This window comes from Arcanobacterium hippocoleae (assembly GCF_040360365.1).
Classification (GTDB): domain Bacteria; phylum Actinomycetota; class Actinomycetes; order Actinomycetales; family Actinomycetaceae; genus Arcanobacterium_A; species Arcanobacterium_A hippocoleae_A.
Genome location: NZ_CP136412.1, coordinates 558,675 through 577,180 on the forward strand (window position 1 = coordinate 558,675; position 18,506 = coordinate 577,180).

Genomic DNA, 18,506 nt, shown 5'->3' on the forward strand with positions numbered 1-18,506 from the left:
ATTACTCTCTAGTCTAGTGCAAGAAAGCAGATTAAGTTAGCTTGCTTGAAGCTGAAATTGAACCAAATTGCTTAGTTTGTCACTAATGTGCCGATTTTTTCGCCGCGCAAAGCGCTAGTGATATTCCCTTGCTGCGTCATTCCAAAGACGCGCATCGTCATACCATTGTCTTTGCATAGAGAGAATGCTGCAGCGTCAACTACCCGCAAACCGTTTTGCAGCGCTTCATCATAGGTGAGTGAATCAAGTTTTACCGCTGCAGGATCCTGGCGCGGATCTGCAGTGTACACACCATCAACACCGTTCTTCCCCACAAGCAGTTCATCACAGTGAAGTTCAAGCGCCCGCTGAGCGGAAACTGTGTCTGTGGAGAAGAAGGGCATACCGGCGCCGGCACCAAAATAACCACACGTCCTTTTTCAAAGTGACGGATTGCACGAAGCGGAATATATGCCTCAGCAACTTGCCCCATAGCGATTGCCGTCTGGACACGAGTAGGGACACCGGCACGTTCAAGAAAATCTTGAAGCGCAACGGAATTAATAACAGTACCGAGCATTCCCATATAGTCCGCACGTGCCCGATCCATCCCGTTTTCCTGGAGTGTTGCACCGCGGAAAAATTTCCCCGCCGACAACAATTCCGACTTGCACGCCCTCTTTTACTGCCGCAGCGATTTCTGCTGCTGTGCGCGTAAGTACCTGTGTATCAAGCCCGACGGATCCGCCTCCAAATACCTCTCCCGAAAGTTTTAGCAGTACTCGGCGCCGATTATCGCGATTAAAATCTCCAAGAACCAAGCTGTCGGCCATTTTGTTCCTCCGTCGTATAAGCTTTTTATTTGATTTCATTTTTCCGGTTTGCCATGTTTATGGTTGCCCTCCCAGAGGAGCAAAACAACTCTGGCGAAAACAGGTCAAGAGCAAACCTGACTTCCATTGAAATTGTAGCGCATGAATATTTCCAATAAACTCAGGCTTATGCCGAGTTCAATGCCGAAGAAACGCCGTAAATCACTTCGTTCGCTTAGTGCGCTTGGTTGGTTTCCAAATTATCATGGCGCTTGGGCAATGATTACTATTCCGATTTTACTTGGAACTTTTTATGACGGTCTTGCCGGATTTCGTTGGCAGCACTTCGCATTGTGGATTTTCTGGTGGGCAGGATATTTCGCTTTCTTTGCTGGAATGTTATGTTTAAAAACTCGGTTCCGACGCGGGAAAAAGCCGCTGATTATCTATGGAGTGATTTCTGCCGGCAGCGGATTGCTTGTTTTGTCTGCACATCTCTACCTGCTGATTTGGGTGCCGGTTTTCGCACCTTTAATCGGAATCACAATTTGGGCTGCATGGAATCGGCGCGAGCGCGGAATTGCCAATGATTTAGCGACGGTTACAGCAGCATGTCTCATGCTTCCTGTTTCTGCGCAGCTGGGCGTGAATTCTTCCAATCCTGGCAGTCTTTCAGCCCAGATATGGATTTCCGCTGCGATTGTAACCGGATATTTTCTCGGCACTGTTTTCTATGTGAAAACGAACATTCGGGAACGAAAATCGAATGGGTGGCTTGCCGCTTCAATAGTTTTCCACGCACTGTCTTTCACGCTTACTTGTACGCTTTTAATCGCGTTTGATTCGGTCACAATATTTTCGACGGTACTGATTCTAATTTGGTTATTAATTCTTTTCCGTGCAATTTGTGTGCCGATTTATAGCCGTCGCCGTTGTTATTTAAGTGCAAAAACTATTGGCTTCGGTGAATTTGCAATTTCGCTCGCGCTTTTTATTGCATTGCTGTGCTATCTGTAAATATTTTATTGTGAAATTGAAGCCGCAAATCAGCATTCGGCGGAAGATAAATTAAGAAAACTCACAGCCGTTCTCACTCCCTGATAAAAATAAATATGTGACATATTTGAAAGTTGATTAGCTAACGCCAACCTTTTCAAATTCTTTAAGATTAAACTAAATAAATTATCGACTGTATCATCCTCCGTACAGCGCATAAGATTTTCTTAGTGCCTGTGCGGTTTAATTTTTCCAGAGAAGTTAAGAAGAGAAGTTAAGAACGGTTAGCGAAAATATGACGAACGAGAAATCATTGCAAGCAAAATCGGACACAGCACTTTCAACGGCGAACGTTGAAACCAGTCCGCACGGAAATGATCTGAAAAATCCGCGTTATATTCACGTTCCGGGATCTGAACGCATCTATGACCGGAACAAACTCCTTGCAGTTCTTCTTGTGCCGCTTCTTATGACGTTGATGCAAGTTTCGTCGGTAAATAACATTCTTTCAATCATTCAGGGGCGATTGGCGCTTCAAATTCAGATATTCAATGGGTGCTTGCCGGGTACTCACTGTCGATTGGGATCTTTCTTGTACCGTCTGGCAGACTCGGCGATATCTACGGACGCTCCACACTATTTGTAGTTGGATTATCGATTTTTACCCTTGCCTCCCTCTTAGTCGGTCTTTCGACAAATGCGCTCATGCTGAATATTATGCGGTTAATTCAAGGTCTCGGTTCCGGTCTTCTCTCCCCGCAAACCACCGGACTGATTCTTGAATATTTTTCCGGCAATGCACGTGCGAAAGCATTTTCGCTAATTGGTCTGGTAATTTCGATTTCCGTCGCGATTGGGCCAATTCTCTCCGGCGCTTTAATCTCAAGTTTCGGAGCCGAACTTGGCTGGCGTTTATCTTTCGCAATCAACATGCCAATCGGTTTAGTTGCGATTATTCTTGCCTTTCGTTGGCTTCCATTCGGAAAAGAACGACGCACAGTTGGAAAACATAAATCTGAAAATCAGCTTGCATACGAAGCACAGGAAACCGAATCCGGCACACACCCATATTTACGGAAAAAGAAAGAAAAAATTGATATAGATCCAGTGGGAATGCTGCTGCTTGCATTTTCCGTACTCGGAATCATGCTTCCATTCGTCACGGAAGCACCAGTATGGAAATGGGCTGTCGTCGGGGCAGGGTTCGGACTTGCCGCACTCTGGGTGAGCTGGGAGAAAAACTATGCGAAACGCGGCAGATTCCCAATGGTAAATTTGAAGCTATTCAAAATTCGCACCTACGCCTATTCCGCTTCAATTGTGACAATCCAATTTCTTGGTACGACATCAATTTTTGCGATTCTTGCAATCTTCCTGCACGGAGCACTTGAAATAGACGCGTTACATGTTGGGCTAATCACTTTTTTCGATGCGGCTGCATCAGGTATCGCCTCTGTGCTCGCAGGAAGATACTCCTACCAGCATGGCCGAGGAATGCAGGTTTTTGCACTGGTACTGATCATACTTGGAATACTTGGCACCGCCGGCGCAATCTGGATAACGCTATATGGAGTTTCATATTGGTGGATTACTGTTCCAATGATAATTATGGGCGCAGGGCAGGGCACGATGGGCCCAGCCAACCAAACCCAGGCAATGCTCGACGTACCCAAAGCACATGGCGGTACCGCCGGCGGTATTTTACAAACCGGGCAGCGGATGGCAACTGCAATTGGGAATGCACTCGTAACAGCTGTTTTCTTCAGCGTGCAAAGCACCTACGGCACTTCACCGGACGGATGGTATTTCGGAATTTACGCTGCGTTCGGAGTAATTGCCATAATTACCGTAATTGCTTTGGTAATTTCTATTGTATTTTGGCGTGAAAAGACGGCCCATTCACAGAACGGATAATACCGTCGCTTTTCTTGCTCCCCGAAAACGTTCTCGCCGCAATACCTTTCCAGCACAATGTGCAGCCGTTTCACGGGGAGACATCAACGACTTCTATCAACCGCATCCGACACCTATCCGCACACATTTTCATCGGCACACACTCCGAGGTAGTCAATACCGAGGATGAGTGTGCCGGATTTAAATTCCCTGTTAATCTCCGCCGGGGCATCATCACATAGCGAATCGGATCAGCCGAAATAACACTCCAGACTTTATCCGCTAATCCGAATGGTTGGTACCGTATTTTTCGACAGTACCAACCGGTTTTGATAAATAAGTTGATTAAGCTAAATTCTGTTCAGCTTTTGTTCAATGTTCTGAGTTACATCGGACTTGTCAAAAATACCTCTATACCCCTACCGTATATAGAACTGGCCGATGTTTTAAGCAGAACTGTCAAAAATGAGAATGGTTCTACCGGATACCTTTCGCCGCGCAGCTTACACTGAAATGGTCTGGGTTTCGGGCGAGCCAGCGGTAAATGGAAAATAAGTAATACAGATACTTTTATATCGGCTCGGGCTTAGCGGGGAGAAACATAAGACCTCCGGCGTCTCCTGCTTAAGCGGCTAGAGGGGAATTTAGCGCGGAAATAACAGGATAACAAAGCAGCGGGAGCTGGAATGGCGATTCCAACTCTCACTGCTTCTCACATAACTTAGTTACTTGATAATTCCCTTTTCGCGATATTTGCGCTGTGTCCAACGGTTCCACATGAGCAGCAAACCTGCACCGATATACGTTACGGCGACGATTCCGGCACCCATGACGATACGAATCAAGATTGATTCAAAATTGTCAATCGTGTCCCATGCTCCCCAGATAATCACCGGGGAAAAGACAACCGTTAATACAAGCGCAAAACTCCACACATGGTTTTCAGCCCAATTGCTAAAATTTCTCATTTTTCTCCTTCATTGGCTAGTTGGTACCTGAGTGGACCCTTTTAAGTTATCTACAGCGCTAGAGCTTCTGGTACCGACGAATGTCGGTCAGATATACCGACATTCGTCGGTACCAGCGTCTCGGTACGCGCTGGATATAATAAAATTTTAGCGATGATTAAGTTTTTGTTTCCGAGCTACACTCGTTCTGCGGTAATGCAGCCAGCCGTCTATTGCGTGACAGCTTTGATATCGCTCGTGCTCGATGTGGGAAAGGCGTTTATTGACGAGACAGGGATCACTGGCAGTTTTCTCGCTGGCGAGTTAATCGTGACGTTGATGCTCGTATTGGCCAGTTGGTTTCAACTCTTCGAATTTGTTTATCTCAGCTGCATTCTCGCTTTCACCTGGGTCGGCCTTATCGATAGTTATGGCCCGTTCAATTTCGGGCTTTTAGCAGTGCTCGTGATGTGGCTGATGCGCTCATGGATTGTTCCTGCCACTTTGGTGATTATCCTCGATTGGACAGTATCTACAACGCTGAGTCCTGTGCCTCCGCTACAAATATTCAACTCTCTCATCACCACTCTCGTAGTATTGCTTGTGGGGCTCACACTTCGTTGGATCCTGGCTCTACGCCTGATAGCAGAACAGGAACGCCAGGCAGCAGCTGAGGCCGCCATGCAGACGCGGCGTGAGCTGGCGCACCAATTGCATGATACGACAGCAAAAGACTTGGCCCACGTAGCCATACTCGCCCAAGACGTGGCTACCCATCACCCAGAACTGAGCGGTGAGCTCAGCCCGCTGGTAGCAGCAGCCACGGAAGCCTCGCGGCGAATCCGCCCGATAATCATCTCAATTGATACCGCAGCTAGCAAGGCACCCCTATCCCAGGTTGTATGGCAGGCGGCACAGATGTTGAAAACCCGCCGTATCACACTCGACACTGTTATTCCAGACGATCTCGATAATGCTCTAACACGCCAACAACACCTCACTGGGGCACTAGCAGTACGAGAGTGCGCTGCGAACATTTTGAAATACGCGCCCGCCGATTCTGTAGCAAACCTCGTAATCGACACTGATGCCGAACCAGGAGTACTCGCGATTTCGCTAAGCAACGAAGTCGCAGACACCCCGGTAACTCCCGGAATGAGCAGCGGCTACGGTCTAGCAAACCTTGGGAGCAGGATCCGCGGCGAGGGCGGCACCATGGACGCAAGCAATCTGGGAGACCAGTGGCTGATTTACATTACTATCCCTGCCAACAATCAAGATACGAAAGAGCAAAGCAATGAGTAATGAACAAGAAATACGTCTCCTGATTGCTGACGATGATCAGATTATTCGTGACGGACTCGCCCGCCTGCTGGACGCTCAGGAAGGCCTGCGGGTGATGGCAACAGCCGTCAACGGTGCCGAGGTGTTCGATCAGCTGGCATTGCACCGAGTGGACGTGGCACTGCTAGATGTGGATATGCCGGTAATGAGCGGGATTGAAGCTGCCCGCCGAATCAGCCGCGAACAACCAGGCATTACGATGATTATGCTCACCGCGTTTGAACACGAAGAATCCCTTGGGCAAGCCATCGGAGCTGGCGTGCGCGGATTCCTCACCAAAGACATTCCCGCCCCCGAACTCGCCCAGCTAATCCGGAAAGCCAATTCCGGCCAGCAGGTGATGGCACCCAGACCCACCGAAATTCTCACTGCCTCCTACGCACAAAACCAACAAAACCGAGAACAATACGCAAACTTTATTACCGCAGTAGACACTCTGCCGGAGCACCTGCGCCCCACGTTCCGCCTGCTGCTGAAAGCCCTCGCGAACAAAAACATTGCCCGGCAGACTGGGCTTAGAGAAGCAACAGTGCGCTCCTACGTCTCTGATATCCTCACCCATACCGGCTGTGCAACCAGAGGCGAACTCGCCATCACCGCCATCAAAGCCGGTATCACACAATAGCCTTAAAAGCGCCACAAGAATCTTGCCGCCATCATTACCCCTTAACAACACAAGTGCGCCATATCCCCATTTTCACTGCAAATAAGCCGCTGAACACTATGAAGAAAAATTCACCACCAAACCCCGCCGAATCGTCACTATCGATGAAATCATTCCGGTCGGGATTTAGAGCAGCGTGACTTTTCCATCGCTGCCGTGATGTTTGACGAACAAACCGTTGCGCTGCGCGAGCAGATTCACTGTGTGCAGGAATTCGCCTCTGGCATTGTAGAGCGCTACCTGCAGTGCACCATCAATGCTCACCAGCACATCTTGCTTAGCGAAAAAATCTGCACAGATGAAAGCTCATGTACAATCACGTCACGAATAATCGCGTAGAGCTGCTCATAAAGCAAGTGGCGAAGATTCGCAAATGGCTTCAGCTCGGGGGATATCTCGAAGAATGCTTCACTCTCGGTGAGACATATTGCCTCTGCTTCATATTCAGACACGAGCGTTAAAGTGATAAAACAAATCCGCTCTGCAAAATCCTTCACGTAGTCGCTTGTTTCAAGAAACCGCTCGTATTTGAGGAAATCAGCGCCTTGCGGCTGAAACGGGATGAAATCCAGCACATGCCAAGAATCTGCTTCTATGAGCACTTCCATGCGACTCGCAAATTCTTTTGGTATTCCAGAAAATTGATCCTGAGTCATGTTAGTCACCTAGCATCTCATCGTGCTCCTCTAACGAAACAATCCGCTTGCCTTATTTGTTCTTTAACTTCCATTTCTCATCACCGTATCCTACAGTGCCTTGTCAATTTTCCAGCCATTTAAGGCTTTCTTCCCTTACGCGTTTTTTCAGTTTAATGGTGAACTTACTCAAATCTACGTCTCCGTTAGCTTTGCGCAGCGATGATGGAACAGATACTCTGATTCTAGCTATCTTTTGAGAGTGATAATCAGCAAACCATGAAGATATTATGCTCCACTGCCATGTACCCACCGCGACGGTTCCGCCAGCTATTAAAATAGCCTCCGTGACTGTAATTGCGATTTCTCCAATACCCGGAATGAAATAGATACCCGCAGCAGCAATAACCGCTCGAGTAATCACTCCGGAATGCTGCTCACCTGCCAATAAAATTGCATGTTCAAACGCTTCGCTAAATCTTCCTGAGTGTAAAAGTGCCGTTAATGCTTACTCCAGCATCAGTGACAGCCGCGCCCTGTGTGTAGTAATTGTTATTCCTCCCTGTCTAGCCGAAGCAGCACAGTCTCGGGAATAGCCGAATTATTTACCATTTCTTTCTCGAAGCCCAAACCCGATAGATAGAATTAGCGGAACGGGTAATGCCATTAGCCAGATACGCCCGTCGGTGAGTACTAGCATGTAATATTCAAGTAAAGATATAACAGCGACCAGCAGGAGATAGCTAATGATAAAAATTGGTGCAAACGCTTTAAAGAATTTAATCATTTAACCTCCGGATCTTTAAAGCAAACATAAGTTCAGCCTGTATTGAAAATCGGCTGCATTCGTTTGCTTTGTCGGATTAGCTATGTTCGCGCAAGTACTGCCACAGTGTGATTCCCATGCACAAAACTATAGACACAAGGCTGAGGCCAAGATTGATTTCCCGTCCCGGCCAAAACATATAACTAACCATACCAATACCGGCAGAAGCTACAATCTCTTCCCCGAAAAATCCGAACAGCAACGCAGTAACGCACATCAACAAGCAACACCCGAAAACTGTAACCCGCTGCTTAATTCCCATCTTCTTCACGAAGGTGAAAGCAATAACGATTAAGGGCAGAAATCCGCCATAAAGTAACAGTAGAATTGCCAACACGTAAGGATCAGACTGCAGAGACCAGCCGTATGCAAGAGCGATAATTCCTGCGGCGCTTAACGTGCCGATGGTCCACAGTTGGATTCTAGGCAAGCGCCGCATAAAGCCGTTATCGCCGCACACGATAGTACTTCCCTTCATTGTCGGAATCTGGCCAATCACCGTTCCAGTCAAGGTAATTTCGCGTGTGCTGCGCGATTCGCAGTCTGCTTCCACTCTTTGAATAAACGAACCCGATATGATCCACCGATCCATCGTTGCCAAAATCGACACCTATGAAATCTCCTGACCGGACGTTTGACACAAATGAGCGCCATGATCGCGTGCTGTATCCGCTTCCCATATAGTTTTTGAAAGTATTGGCATTAATCCATGACACGGATCGGTTGCCTTTACCTTTCCACCACCAACCCTTGTAAACATCGTTGTAGGTGTCCATGCCAACTCCACCAGCAAGAAGAATCTGTGAGGCGAAATTAGTGCAATCTGCATCCCAGAAGATCTTTGTCTTTTCTACCTCATATTTTGGATTGGGATTCACAGCATATTTTCTTGCATAATTGCGAGCCGCAGCTAGGTTTATTCCTGAATTACGAGGTTGGTAAACAGGTCTATCATTACCGTTTTCTGGTTTTGTCGGAACCAACATGCGAGCCTGTTCAATAGCTTCTTCTTCATGCAGGATGCCCTCATTAACTTTGCGGCTCATTTCTTCAAAGTGACTAATAATCTCCGTGTTTTCTTGTTCGTTTTCGTAAATATCCAAAAACTGCAGCAAGGGCTGAACGTCGATTTGTGCGCTACTGTTACTGGATAGTGCAGCATTCTTATAGTCGCTAGCAGTATTAACAGTCAGTTCTGCTAGCGAAAACTCTTTCTGTAAAGATTCAACATAAGTCGAGTAGGCGAGCATATATTCATCTTTGACATCCTCAGCATTTTCATAGGTGTCAAGAATACTAAACTGCTCTCCCATAAACTCCTCAACATTGGTAACGGTTTGAGCATCAGTTATCGCTGACTCGGTATTGCCACTATTTGATTCGTCTGCGTGAACTACACCAGCTGTAGTCAGGGTTATGGCAATTGCTACGATTGAAGATGTAAGGTACTTCGAGAGCTTCATTTGAGAAGTTCCTTTCGTCGTGCCGTCTTCTTTGACGGCGGGTAGTGTAGCTTGGGAATCTGGGCCGTGGACTCTTTTTAAAGACATAAAAAGCGTAAACTTAGGCAACCCTTAGTGTCAATGGTTTTCGCAAAACTAGTAGCCTTCGCTCGTCATACATCGACTCGCCATTATCACGGCGTTCATGCCCGTCTTCCCGCCCATCGAGCCAGATGAACCCTACTGGATACTTCCGCGCTTTCGGTTCCGAAAGACACGCTCAACCTGCGACTAGCCCGCGATTACGCACCCTACTGCCTGTAGAGCTGACAAGATTTCCTGCAAACCATCGAGGGCAACGTTGTATACTATGAACATATCGAGCATAAGATTGAACAACCCGACCTCAAATACAACATCCGAGAGATTACTTACGGCCGGCGGGGAGCCGTCCAAATATCCAGAATTTGGAAGGTATAGGTTTCACCGTCGTTCCCTTCGGGCAGGACTTCAAATATATGAGCACCTCTCGAAGGAACTGATGAAACTCGCCCTCGAACGCAAGCTGGCTCACGATGGTTACCCAATACTCGCGTAGATGGTAGACAACATCCACGTCCAAACCGACCCGGCAGGCAACATTAAACCCGACAAACAAAAATCCACCGAGAAAATCGACGGCATCGTCGCATTGATCATGGCACTAGACTAGGCAATCAGAAACGGCGGCGCAGAGAGCACCGAATCCGTGTATGACGAGCGCGGGCTACTGATAATCTGATGGGAAGGATACCTGCTAATTTTGAAATGGAGGTTCTTCAGATGAAAAACTCTACTCTTGATCCACTGAAATACATCAACGACACTAAAACACCTCGTGGCCCTCGTTCGTCAGTCAGGTACGGTAATACAGCACGGCTAGATAAAGCTCAAGAACAAGCGAGACTGTCTCCCACGCCGGTGGAAGAAATTATTAACTACGTTAATGAGTTTTTGCTTTCATTAGGCATGAAGAAATGTGAGAATCCGAAGCATACGCTACCAGATACAGGTTCTGACGATGCTGTAAAACTAGAGGAACACATTGACAAGGAAATCTACGCTCCTATTCGCGCATGCAAGGATATTACCTGCAAAGACATCGTATGGATGAAGTTTACGGATAAAGGGTTTTTGGGTGTTGTAGCAGTGAGTAATGACATCAACTTTGATATCCCCAAACCAGAAGATACCCACCTCTGTAAGAGGAACACATCTGGGATTATAGTCCAGAAACTTGGACAGGATTGGGATCGAAGTTTTGTTTTAGTGTTTCCATTACACAATATTCCCAAGGACCTGACACGAAGCGATATTGAGACTGGTATAGGTAACTATTTAATCGAGAAAAAGGTTCCTATATTGGATTACTACTCTCATAGATATCAATTTGGTAGGTAATACACAGCGATTTTAAGGACTCTCTATTCGGGGAGTCTTTCTAATTTGAAGTTCGAAAATGGGTTTCATGGATTGGCTGCGCCCGAAAACTAGGAAGCTGGAGAATCATTCTTTCACTTCGGGCGGTTATAGTTTCTTTTTTCGGTCCGCTCCGCACTCATGGATCCAAAGAAAAAGCTATAACCCGAGTGCGTAAGCGCCTTATCCTCAGCAGTGTGTTTATTGAAAAGAGTTCGTAAGCTCATTTTGATTCTTCCGCATAACAAAGCCATCCCGCCACTAATCAGCTTGTGACGGGATGAGGATTGTTGAATTAGTTGAATGGAAAAGGTGCTACGTAAATATTAGTACAGCTACAATGCTACAAAACACCGCCACCACAATAATCGCCATTGTGCTGTTCAGGTTCTTGCGGTTATTACCGTTATTCTCATTGTCCTTATGGTTATTTTTACCAACAAGCAATTACCCCACCTACAATTCCTCCAACCAGACCAGTAATGCCACCGGTAATAGTAACTGGTTCAACAGGCACAAAGGGCAGACCAGATACAGCACCTAACGCAGCACCTCCAGCAGCCCCTCCAACAGTTCCTGCAACTATTCCTTTACCGTAGCAACCCCAGTCAAATCTATCGGTGAAATAGTTGACTATAAAATGATTGTCATCTACGGGGACGTAGCTGATTATCGCATTTACTTCGCCAACTGACGCATTAGTCGGTAAGCTGCCCAATGAATCACCATTAGCATCGAATATAGAAGGACTCTTATAAGAGTTATCAAACGATACCGTTGCTTTTTCGAGTGTCACAAGAACATTGCCATTATCGTCTTTGTTAATAGAGAATTGAGGTTCCGCCATAGCGGTTTCATTTGATGCATTACCCTCATCGGCGAGCGCTATCCCTGTTCCAGCAAAAACTAGAACTAGCGCAGAAATTAGTGTCGCGAATATGCCAGATACTCTCTTAGCAACAGATCTCATAAGCTGTACTCCTTTCACGAGGCCACCGTTGTTGATTGCAGGTTGCGCAGCTTGGTGTTTTGGCTGCAATCTCTATTTCGAGATACCGCAAGTTTAGTATTTGTTACTGGCTCTCCAACACTGACAAATGTCGGTATATTATCATCGTAATTAGTCGGTGCTGCGACACCGGCATATGTCAGGGTGAGCTAAATAAACAGGAGTCCGCGCTCGTCATACACGGATTAGGGGGCTATAGGACAGCTCGTGTTGTTTTTTGGGGTATTTTTTGTTGTTGTGGTGCGGGAAAGTGGGTTTTGAACTCGTTTTGACTTGAGTTCTTGGTTGGACATTTCGTGTTGGTTTTGTGCTGGGTTTTGCTTGGCGTGGCGGGCGAAAGTTGTTGTTGGACTGGGTTGAATTGAGGAATGGGAAATCCTCGATGCAAAATGTGTGGCCGGTCGATGATCAAATATGGGAAGACTGGGGCTGGAAAACAACGATTCAGGTGTGGCACGTGTTTAGGCACGCAGACTCGGACGAATGATATTCGTGCTCGGGACTTTGCTGCGTTTTTGAGATTTATTACTGGTCGTTCTACTTATAACGATCTTCCAGGTAAAGGGCGTAACGCTAGGCGTCGGTTTGAACAGTTTTGGCATTTATGGCCTATTGCTCCGCTTGTTGACGAGGTTCATCATGTTGTGTTTGTTGATGGTATTTACCTAGCTAAGGGAGTGGTAATGCTGATCGCGTGTACGGATAAACACGTGTTGGGTTGGCATATAGCGCGTAGTGAGCATACTAGCGCGTGGCAAGCATTATTCTCACGTATTGCCCCACCAGATGTAGTGGTCTGTGATGGTGGGCAAGGAATACACAAAGCAGTCAAACGAGAGTGGAGCCGAACCCGGATTCAAAGGTGTGTGTTTCACGTGTTTTGCTCAGTGAAACAGAAAACCACTACTAGACCGAGAACGAATGCGGGTGTAGAGCTTTACGGTCTGGCTAAAGCGCTGCTGAGAGTGAACACACTACAGCAGGCCAGCCAGTGGCTGACAAGCCTAACGCAGTGGAATGCTCGCTGGCAGCTCATGTTAAGCGAGCGTACCCGCTACCCGGATGGAGGTGTTGATTTCACACATAAACGGCTCGTACAAGCCAAAGATACATTACCCGTGCTGGGACGATGTTTACCTTCCTTGACCCAGTCTTGCAGCGTGAGGGGAAGGACCGATACCGGCTACCTCGAACCAGATCGAGGGCGGGATTAACGCCCAACTGCGTGAGATGCTGCGCCGGCACCGAAGAATGCGTATAGATCGACGGATCAAAGCAGTGGCTTGGTGGTGCTACCTGCATACCGAGACAGTTCTGTCCCCTGCACAGATTCTCGCTGCCACGTTCACAGACGAGCAGATCAATACCTTCTACCAGCAATCCGCCAACAGATTCGCAGCACAGCAAGAACTCAATCAATGGGGTACAGGAGTGAACTGGAACGACTTCCACACCGCCCACCAAATGGCACAACAACTACTAAACCTCACCAACACGATTTGTCCTATAACCCTATATTCCGAGGTCTCCCCAGCAAAAGCCATAAGAAACAATCCCATCAGAGGAATCAGCCTCTAGTTCCTGAAAGAGTGGTTTTCAATCGCTTACCCACAGGATAACAAAACCCTAACCCCACAAGCAACAAACACGCCAAAACATGGCAAGCAAAACAAAACCATTGCGAATATTTCGAATAACGATAGTCTTAAAACATGACAACTACAACCCAAACCGAACCAACCGACCACAAGAATCAACAAGCGCAAACGCGAGAACAAATCCTGACACAAATAACCAAAGAAGCCGAAGACCTAGGACTCTACGACACCATTCCAGAACCCGTCCGCCAGTAACAGAAAGCGTCTTAATAAACCACCTACGGGCTAATCTCCCCAACTTTTGCCAAGCCGTAGACGAACAAAACTGGTGGATTTAACGCGCTACCCTCACGCGAGCCAAATGCTTATCAAGTAATTCAAGAGCAGAATAGTCAGTTTCTCGTCAGAATAAGTGGGAAAATAACTCCCTGTAAGCACACAAACACTACCCACCACTTACAGGGAGAAAACTAATGAAAATCGATCGACGCCTAACTCCGGTCACCGCCCAAGCCATCAACACCCGAAATACCCGAACCCAACAACAAGCTGATAACCCTATAACTATCAGCCAGCTCCTTACCGAGCACACCAACCAAATCGACGAGCTTCTCAGCGTGATCCAACAACTCGAACTTCAACTGCGACTCGCAATAGGCACGATTGAGATAATCCAAAAAGACGGGATCATGTACTTCCACGACAGGCTCAACCCAAACCTTGGGCTTATCCAAGCCGACGGACTCGACCTCGTCATCGGCGCTGACGGAGAACTCGGATACCGATTCTAAAACACCCGCAACACACCCCTTAACAGAAAAAGCATCAGCCTCGTAGCTTTACTATCCCAAATTTGATATGCTGACTGTGGGAGACGCTCCCTGCGCCAGTCTTGAAATAATAGACCGCCAGAACGTGCAGGCTTGGCGTCTCCCGTTATTCTAACTTTATTTCCTTAAATATTTGACCGTCATTACTCATAACCCATAAGCGACGGATATGCCCATCTTTAACACGCGAATTGTATTTAGAAAGTTGGTTCTCAAGTTTTGAAGAAAGCGTCTTTCTACCTAACAGACGCCTCCCAAGCAGGATTACCGTGATACCTGGACACTCAAAATTTGCTTTTCAAATTCTTCGTCAAAATTAAGAACCTCTATATCTCGCAGTAAATCTTTCGGCAACTGTAGACGCGATTCTTCGACAAGATCAGCAAGAGCACTAAAAGGAGCAGTAGCGCCGTCTTCTTTTAACAAGGTGCGCAAATCTTGTTCTTCCTGAGTTGAGATAGCAGAAATTGACACAGCAAATTCCAAGAGCCGTTCAACAACACTCATGGCCCTATATCCTCCCATTCATCTGAGCACCTTGGTATTCGTTTACATAGTCGAAAGGAGATAGCTGACCAGTCCGGCTTTTACAGCTACGGTGGACCGGTGGACTATCTCCTAAACTCATTTTACACTTTTCAGAAGCGAATATCTATTAACTTTCCCTTGCTTGCCAATAATAATCATTTCTACAATCTTAGACTGCCCGAAAAAACGATGTTCAGCCTGACTAACAGCCATTTCTTCAGATAATGCACATCTAGACAAATCAAGAACAAGCCTATTAGCTTGTTTTCTAGCCTTACTGAACTGATTTGCTATTGTATTCTTCCCGCTTCCCTGAGGTGACTTAATTTCCCACACAACCCCATCTATTTCAATATCTGGATTCTTAGCTCCCTGAACACGATTAACACTTCTGAAAACTACATTTAAGCCCGATTGTGCCAATAAATTAGCAGCGTTAAATTCATGATCGCGCAAATTACTTACTTTAGAAGTATCGACCGTGCCTTTCCGTGGTCTGCCTTGTTTCTTTTCTGGACGTGTCCGCGCAAGCACCCCACGCCTACGCTTTATCACATCCCGAATATCATCATTCCCACGCCAATACGGCTTATATTCTTCCTCATGCAGTTTCTCAAAATCATAACCAGGTGTCTCACCAACCCACCTACCAGCCACCCACCTACCCTTAACCGGCACAGGAACACAGTCACAATCCGAATGATAACGGTTACCATCCCCGCCCGCGTCCCTACGAGTCCCATACACAGGACCACGCAATGAAAACTACAGGAACACTAGCCACAGCCACACTTATAGCCGGCTATCTTACCCGCCCCCACAACCTGCTAGGAAACATTGGGCTCTTTCTGGCAGGGCTGGCACTGGTTGGAATCTTCACCGTGAAAGCCGTAAGCCTATACGCAAGCAGAAAAGAGCAGCAATGACTACCCGTTATTTATCCCTACATGGCTATGCTAAACGCGTTGGAATAGCCTACTCAACCATCCGCGCCTACCAAAGACAAAAACGTCTAGCGCCACCAGATGCCATTATCGGGGAAGGCAACGCCCAAACATACGGCTGGCTCCCCGAAACGGTAGACGCGTGGCAAATAAACCGTCCAGGACGCGGAGCAAGAACCGACCTGAAATAAAACCCTCTACTATCCCATCCGCGCCGAAAGCTCACGGTCACGAATAATCGAAGACTGCTGATAAATCATCACCGTATCCGCATTCGTATGCCCGGCACGCGCCATAAGGTCAGCCAGCGTCGCCCCCGCCTGCCCATACAACGTCAACCCCGTATGACGCAAGTCATGAAACCGCATACGCGGATAACCCAACTCCACACACGCCGCATGGAGGATAGTGCGCAGCACACGGTCTGTCCACCAACCTTCCGGATGCGCAGGGTTAACGAACAGGCACGGATCACCTGCAGGAGCCGCCGCGACCGCCCCTGCAACGATGTCTTGGCACGCAGGCGGAATTGTGATTGTCCGGTAGCCCGCGCTTGATTTAGGGTTCCCGAGAATTAGCCCGCCATGCGCATCCCGCTTCAATGCCCGACTAACACGCACCGTCCACAGGCGCGCATCCACGTCTGTCTTGTTCAGCGCTACTACCTCGCTGTATCGCAGCGCTCCCCATGATGCTAAAGCAAATATTCCCCGCACGTTTTCAGGGATCGTCTCGATTAAAGCACGTAGTTGTGGGGCGGTGAGTGCTACGGGCTGGTGTAGTCGGGCGTTTGTCTTTGTCGGCAGTTTCACGCCTTTTACCGGGTTGGATTCTATCCATTCTTGCTCGATAGCGTAGGTGAATAGTGCGGAGATAGCGCGAAGCGTGTTGATTTGCGTGTAAGAGCTCTTCCCTGCCTCGCGTAGCCTTGCGAGTATCGCAGTCACTTCCAGTTTAGAGAAATCTTCAATCTTTATGTCGCTGTGTTCTTTGACTATGTTTTTGGTGAGGATTGATGTGTAGCTGCGTATTGTGTTTGGGGATGCGCCGTTGCGTGTGAGGTTTGTGATGAAGCTGTTTACTGCTTCTCGCATTGTGTGGGTTGGTTCTTGTAGATCTCCGTTGGGTGTGAATTTTTGCGTGGGTTCCATTGTCCGTGGATGATGTCTACGTGTGCGAGGTCGAGGAGGGTTTGGGCTTCGCGTTTTGTTCTCACGGTTGGTGTGTAGTATTCTTTTCCGTCTTTGCGGTAGCGGCCGTAGTAGTTTTTGCCGCGTTTTTGATTGTTCCGAAGAGGCGTTTAGGCATCGGGTTCGATTCCTTTTTTGGGGGTTTTCTGTCCCCCTTAGCGTACCCCTTGAGGGGGACAAGAGGGGTAAAAACAGGTAAAGAGAGGGAAAAGCGGGAACTTGGTTTTTGGCTTAAATAAAGGAAAACCCCGCCAAATCAACGATTCAGCGAGGTTGTTGTGGAGCTCAGGATGTCTGTGTCGAACTCGTAGCGCTGCGTGAACACCTCCTGCTCCTTGTCTCGTGACAAACAACGTTATTTAACATGTAATCCACATCTTTCCCAATAGTGCAGAAATAAAAAATTTCGACACCTCCTAAGCACATCATAAATACTCGCAGCGTATAAGGTCTCTGTTATATATTGTGACCATCAACTTCCCGTCAGAGAACTAACAGCCAGTTCAAACAAGCCGTTACGGGACAGGGATTCTCATCGACTGGATTATCTTGGGATTTTCCACAGACTCTATTTGTCGCTATGCACACGTTTGCGAAGTGAAAGTGGGGTGCATTCACTTACGTTTCCTATATACATTGATATACGAATTATTTTTACGGTATGAGCTGACAATTCCGCGTGTTTTCAATGATTCTAGAAGCGCACAGTCCGCTGGGGTATTTGGTATGTGCACGGCGCTTCGTCCCAGGGATGTCAGTTTCGGGTAGTCACCGCCCATCTCATTCATAATTTTGAAGAGATCTTCAGAGTCGAGAACGTTAAGATGTGGTTCGAGAAGGATTACGATGTGTTGCGATGAAACACCATTATCTGCCATCATCGCTATGACTTCAGGAAGAACTACGACTTCATACTGCACAGCAAGTCGCGCCAATTCACTTAGCCCACGTAAATCAGCTTCCGCAGCATATGCTTCATACTGTTCAACAATCTTTCGTTTGATTGCATCGTCAATTTCTTCATCAGAGAGAATCTCTGGCAAATCATCTTGCAACAATTCTGGCCTCATATAGCTTATAAACTTCGTTGAGTTGCGAATGTATAATTTTCGTGTTGACCAGTCTGTTGCAACAAGACACTGGTATGACTTGACATTGTCCTCGATGACGTTCTGCTTGAGTAGCAGCGCAAATAGTTCACCTTTCTCAACATTAATTTTACTAACATCAAGGTAGTACTCCAGATCTAAACTTGCAATAAGATTTGTACGCAGCGTCGCAGCAGGCAGTTGTTCTCGCGCCTCAAGAATCGTATTCGCTAACATAACCTTCTGGTCTTCTTCAGCGGCTTCTACTTCAGTGATCCTTCCTGCTTCAGCCAGCAATAGAGCAAGGCGCGCATCGATTCCAT

At 47.3% G+C, this 18,506-nt stretch carries 17 protein-coding genes and 3 pseudogenes; 8 read left to right on the forward strand and 12 right to left on the reverse strand.

Annotated elements, in window-relative coordinates; genetic code table 11:
* Nucleotides 1–71 precede the first annotated feature (71 nt).
* Nucleotides 72–812, reverse strand: a pseudogene (pyrH, locus tag RQN30_RS02925) (UMP kinase).
* A 180-nt stretch (nt 813–992) separates the two neighbouring features.
* On the opposite strand from pyrH, the gene RQN30_RS02930 reads away from it, so the two are divergent.
* Nucleotides 993–1,808: a YwiC-like family protein gene (locus RQN30_RS02930; RefSeq protein WP_353061180.1), complete on the forward strand. Its 816-nt coding sequence runs from the start codon at nt 993–995 to the stop codon at nt 1,806–1,808.
* 534 nt (nt 1,809–2,342) lie between these two features.
* Nucleotides 2,343–3,701, forward strand: a complete 1,359-nt coding sequence (locus tag RQN30_RS02935) for an MFS transporter (RefSeq protein WP_353061181.1) — start codon at nt 2,343–2,345, stop codon at nt 3,699–3,701.
* 704 nt (nt 3,702–4,405) lie between these two features.
* Here the strand turns inward: RQN30_RS02935 and RQN30_RS02940 are convergent.
* Nucleotides 4,406–4,648 carry a hypothetical protein gene (locus tag RQN30_RS02940; RefSeq protein ID WP_353061182.1) on the reverse strand — a complete coding sequence of 81 codons (243 nt, stop codon included), beginning with the start codon at nt 4,646–4,648 and terminating at the stop codon, nt 4,406–4,408.
* A gap of 153 nt (nt 4,649–4,801) precedes the next feature.
* Here RQN30_RS02940 and RQN30_RS02945 point away from each other — a divergent pair, with 153 nt between their 5' ends.
* Both RQN30_RS02945 and RQN30_RS02950 read left to right on the forward strand, forming a co-directional pair.
* Nucleotides 4,802–5,932 carry a sensor histidine kinase gene (locus tag RQN30_RS02945; RefSeq protein ID WP_353061183.1) on the forward strand — a complete coding sequence of 377 codons (1,131 nt, stop codon included), beginning with the start codon at nt 4,802–4,804 and terminating at the stop codon, nt 5,930–5,932.
* Nucleotides 5,925–6,596, forward strand: a complete 672-nt coding sequence (locus RQN30_RS02950; protein WP_353061184.1) for a response regulator transcription factor — start codon at nt 5,925–5,927, stop codon at nt 6,594–6,596. Before RQN30_RS02945 ends, RQN30_RS02950 begins: the two co-directional genes overlap by 8 nt.
* A 165-nt stretch (nt 6,597–6,761) precedes the next feature.
* On the opposite strand, the gene RQN30_RS02955 is transcribed toward RQN30_RS02950, so the two are convergent.
* The 5 genes from RQN30_RS02955 to RQN30_RS02975 form a co-directional block, all read right to left on the reverse strand.
* Nucleotides 6,762–6,899 (reverse strand): hypothetical protein, encoded by a 138-nt coding sequence (locus RQN30_RS02955; RefSeq protein ID WP_353061185.1) that lies wholly within the window; start codon nt 6,897–6,899, stop codon nt 6,762–6,764.
* Nucleotides 6,896–7,291, reverse strand: coding sequence for a hypothetical protein (locus RQN30_RS02960; RefSeq protein ID WP_353061186.1), 396 nt, complete (start codon nt 7,289–7,291; stop codon nt 6,896–6,898). The genes RQN30_RS02955 and RQN30_RS02960 overlap by 4 nt, the downstream gene beginning before the upstream one ends.
* 103 nt (nt 7,292–7,394) lie before the next feature.
* Nucleotides 7,395–7,718, reverse strand: a complete 324-nt coding sequence (locus RQN30_RS02965; RefSeq protein WP_353061187.1) for a hypothetical protein — start codon at nt 7,716–7,718, stop codon at nt 7,395–7,397.
* 415 nt (nt 7,719–8,133) lie between these two features.
* Entirely contained in the window at nt 8,134–8,574 is a 441-nt protein-coding gene (locus tag RQN30_RS02970; RefSeq protein WP_353061188.1) for a hypothetical protein, read from the reverse strand.
* Nucleotides 8,543–9,559 (reverse strand): amidase domain-containing protein, encoded by a 1,017-nt coding sequence (locus RQN30_RS02975; protein ID WP_353061189.1) that lies wholly within the window; start codon nt 9,557–9,559, stop codon nt 8,543–8,545. Before RQN30_RS02975 ends, RQN30_RS02970 begins: the two co-directional genes overlap by 32 nt.
* Before the next feature lie 172 nt (nt 9,560–9,731).
* Here RQN30_RS02975 and RQN30_RS02980 point away from each other — a divergent pair.
* Both RQN30_RS02980 and RQN30_RS02985 read left to right on the forward strand, forming a co-directional pair.
* Nucleotides 9,732–10,319, forward strand: a pseudogene (locus RQN30_RS02980) (terminase TerL endonuclease subunit); the annotation flags it as partial.
* Nucleotides 10,319–10,978 (forward strand): hypothetical protein, encoded by a 660-nt coding sequence (locus RQN30_RS02985; protein ID WP_353061190.1) that lies wholly within the window; start codon nt 10,319–10,321, stop codon nt 10,976–10,978. The pseudogene RQN30_RS02980 and the gene RQN30_RS02985, both read left to right, overlap by 1 nt.
* A gap of 451 nt (nt 10,979–11,429) precedes the next feature.
* Here the strand turns inward: RQN30_RS02985 and RQN30_RS02990 are convergent, their stop codons facing one another.
* Nucleotides 11,430–11,984 carry a hypothetical protein gene (locus tag RQN30_RS02990; protein WP_353061191.1) on the reverse strand — a complete coding sequence of 185 codons (555 nt, stop codon included), beginning with the start codon at nt 11,982–11,984 and terminating at the stop codon, nt 11,430–11,432.
* Nucleotides 11,985–12,373: 389 nt separating this feature from the next.
* Between RQN30_RS02990 and RQN30_RS02995 the strand changes: the two are divergent.
* Both RQN30_RS02995 and RQN30_RS03000 read left to right on the forward strand, forming a co-directional pair.
* A pseudogene (locus RQN30_RS02995) lies at nt 12,374–13,488 on the forward strand (IS1249 family transposase).
* A gap of 588 nt (nt 13,489–14,076) precedes the next feature.
* Nucleotides 14,077–14,394: a hypothetical protein gene (locus tag RQN30_RS03000; RefSeq protein ID WP_353061192.1), complete on the forward strand. Its 318-nt coding sequence runs from the start codon at nt 14,077–14,079 to the stop codon at nt 14,392–14,394.
* 303 nt (nt 14,395–14,697) lie between these two features.
* Here the strand turns inward: RQN30_RS03000 and RQN30_RS03005 are convergent, their stop codons facing one another.
* The 4 genes from RQN30_RS03005 to RQN30_RS03020 form a co-directional block, all read right to left on the reverse strand.
* Entirely contained in the window at nt 14,698–14,940 is a 243-nt protein-coding gene (locus tag RQN30_RS03005; protein WP_353061193.1) for a hypothetical protein, read from the reverse strand.
* 117 nt (nt 14,941–15,057) lie between these two features.
* Complete coding sequence (locus RQN30_RS03010; protein ID WP_491608689.1) at nt 15,058–15,720, reverse strand: VG15 protein; 663 nt, start codon at nt 15,718–15,720, stop codon at nt 15,058–15,060.
* 385 nt (nt 15,721–16,105) lie between these two features.
* A complete protein-coding gene (locus tag RQN30_RS03015) occupies nt 16,106–16,999 on the reverse strand; it encodes a tyrosine-type recombinase/integrase (protein ID WP_353061195.1) in 894 nt (297 codons plus the stop codon).
* A 710-nt stretch (nt 17,000–17,709) separates the two neighbouring features.
* Entirely contained in the window at nt 17,710–18,480 is a 771-nt protein-coding gene (locus tag RQN30_RS03020) for a hypothetical protein (RefSeq protein WP_353061196.1), read from the reverse strand.
* Between the last annotated feature and the right edge of the window lie 26 nt (nt 18,481–18,506).

Bases quoted from the DNA above. Each gene is read 5' to 3' on its own strand.
- RQN30_RS02985 (WP_353061190.1), top strand. From the start codon at position 10,319: ATGGGAAGGATACCTGCTAATTTTGAAATGGAGGTTCTTCAGATGAAA.
- RQN30_RS03015 (WP_353061195.1), bottom strand. From the start codon at position 16,999: ATGCGAGAAGCAGTAAACAGCTTCATCACAAACCTCACACGCAACGGC.
- RQN30_RS02930 (WP_353061180.1), top strand. From the start codon at position 993: ATGCCGAAGAAACGCCGTAAATCACTTCGTTCGCTTAGTGCGCTTGGT.
- RQN30_RS02975 (WP_353061189.1), bottom strand. From the start codon at position 9,559: ATGAAGCTCTCGAAGTACCTTACATCTTCAATCGTAGCAATTGCCATA.
- RQN30_RS03005 (WP_353061193.1), bottom strand. From the start codon at position 14,940: ATGAGTGTTGTTGAACGGCTCTTGGAATTTGCTGTGTCAATTTCTGCT.
- RQN30_RS02960 (WP_353061186.1), bottom strand. From the start codon at position 7,291: ATGACTCAGGATCAATTTTCTGGAATACCAAAAGAATTTGCGAGTCGC.
- RQN30_RS02950 (WP_353061184.1), top strand. From the start codon at position 5,925: ATGAGTAATGAACAAGAAATACGTCTCCTGATTGCTGACGATGATCAG.
- RQN30_RS02970 (WP_353061188.1), bottom strand. From the start codon at position 8,574: ATGAAGGGAAGTACTATCGTGTGCGGCGATAACGGCTTTATGCGGCGC.
- RQN30_RS02945 (WP_353061183.1), top strand. From the start codon at position 4,802: ATGATTAAGTTTTTGTTTCCGAGCTACACTCGTTCTGCGGTAATGCAG.
- RQN30_RS03000 (WP_353061192.1), top strand. From the start codon at position 14,077: ATGAAAATCGATCGACGCCTAACTCCGGTCACCGCCCAAGCCATCAAC.
- RQN30_RS02940 (WP_353061182.1), bottom strand. From the start codon at position 4,648: ATGAGAAATTTTAGCAATTGGGCTGAAAACCATGTGTGGAGTTTTGCG.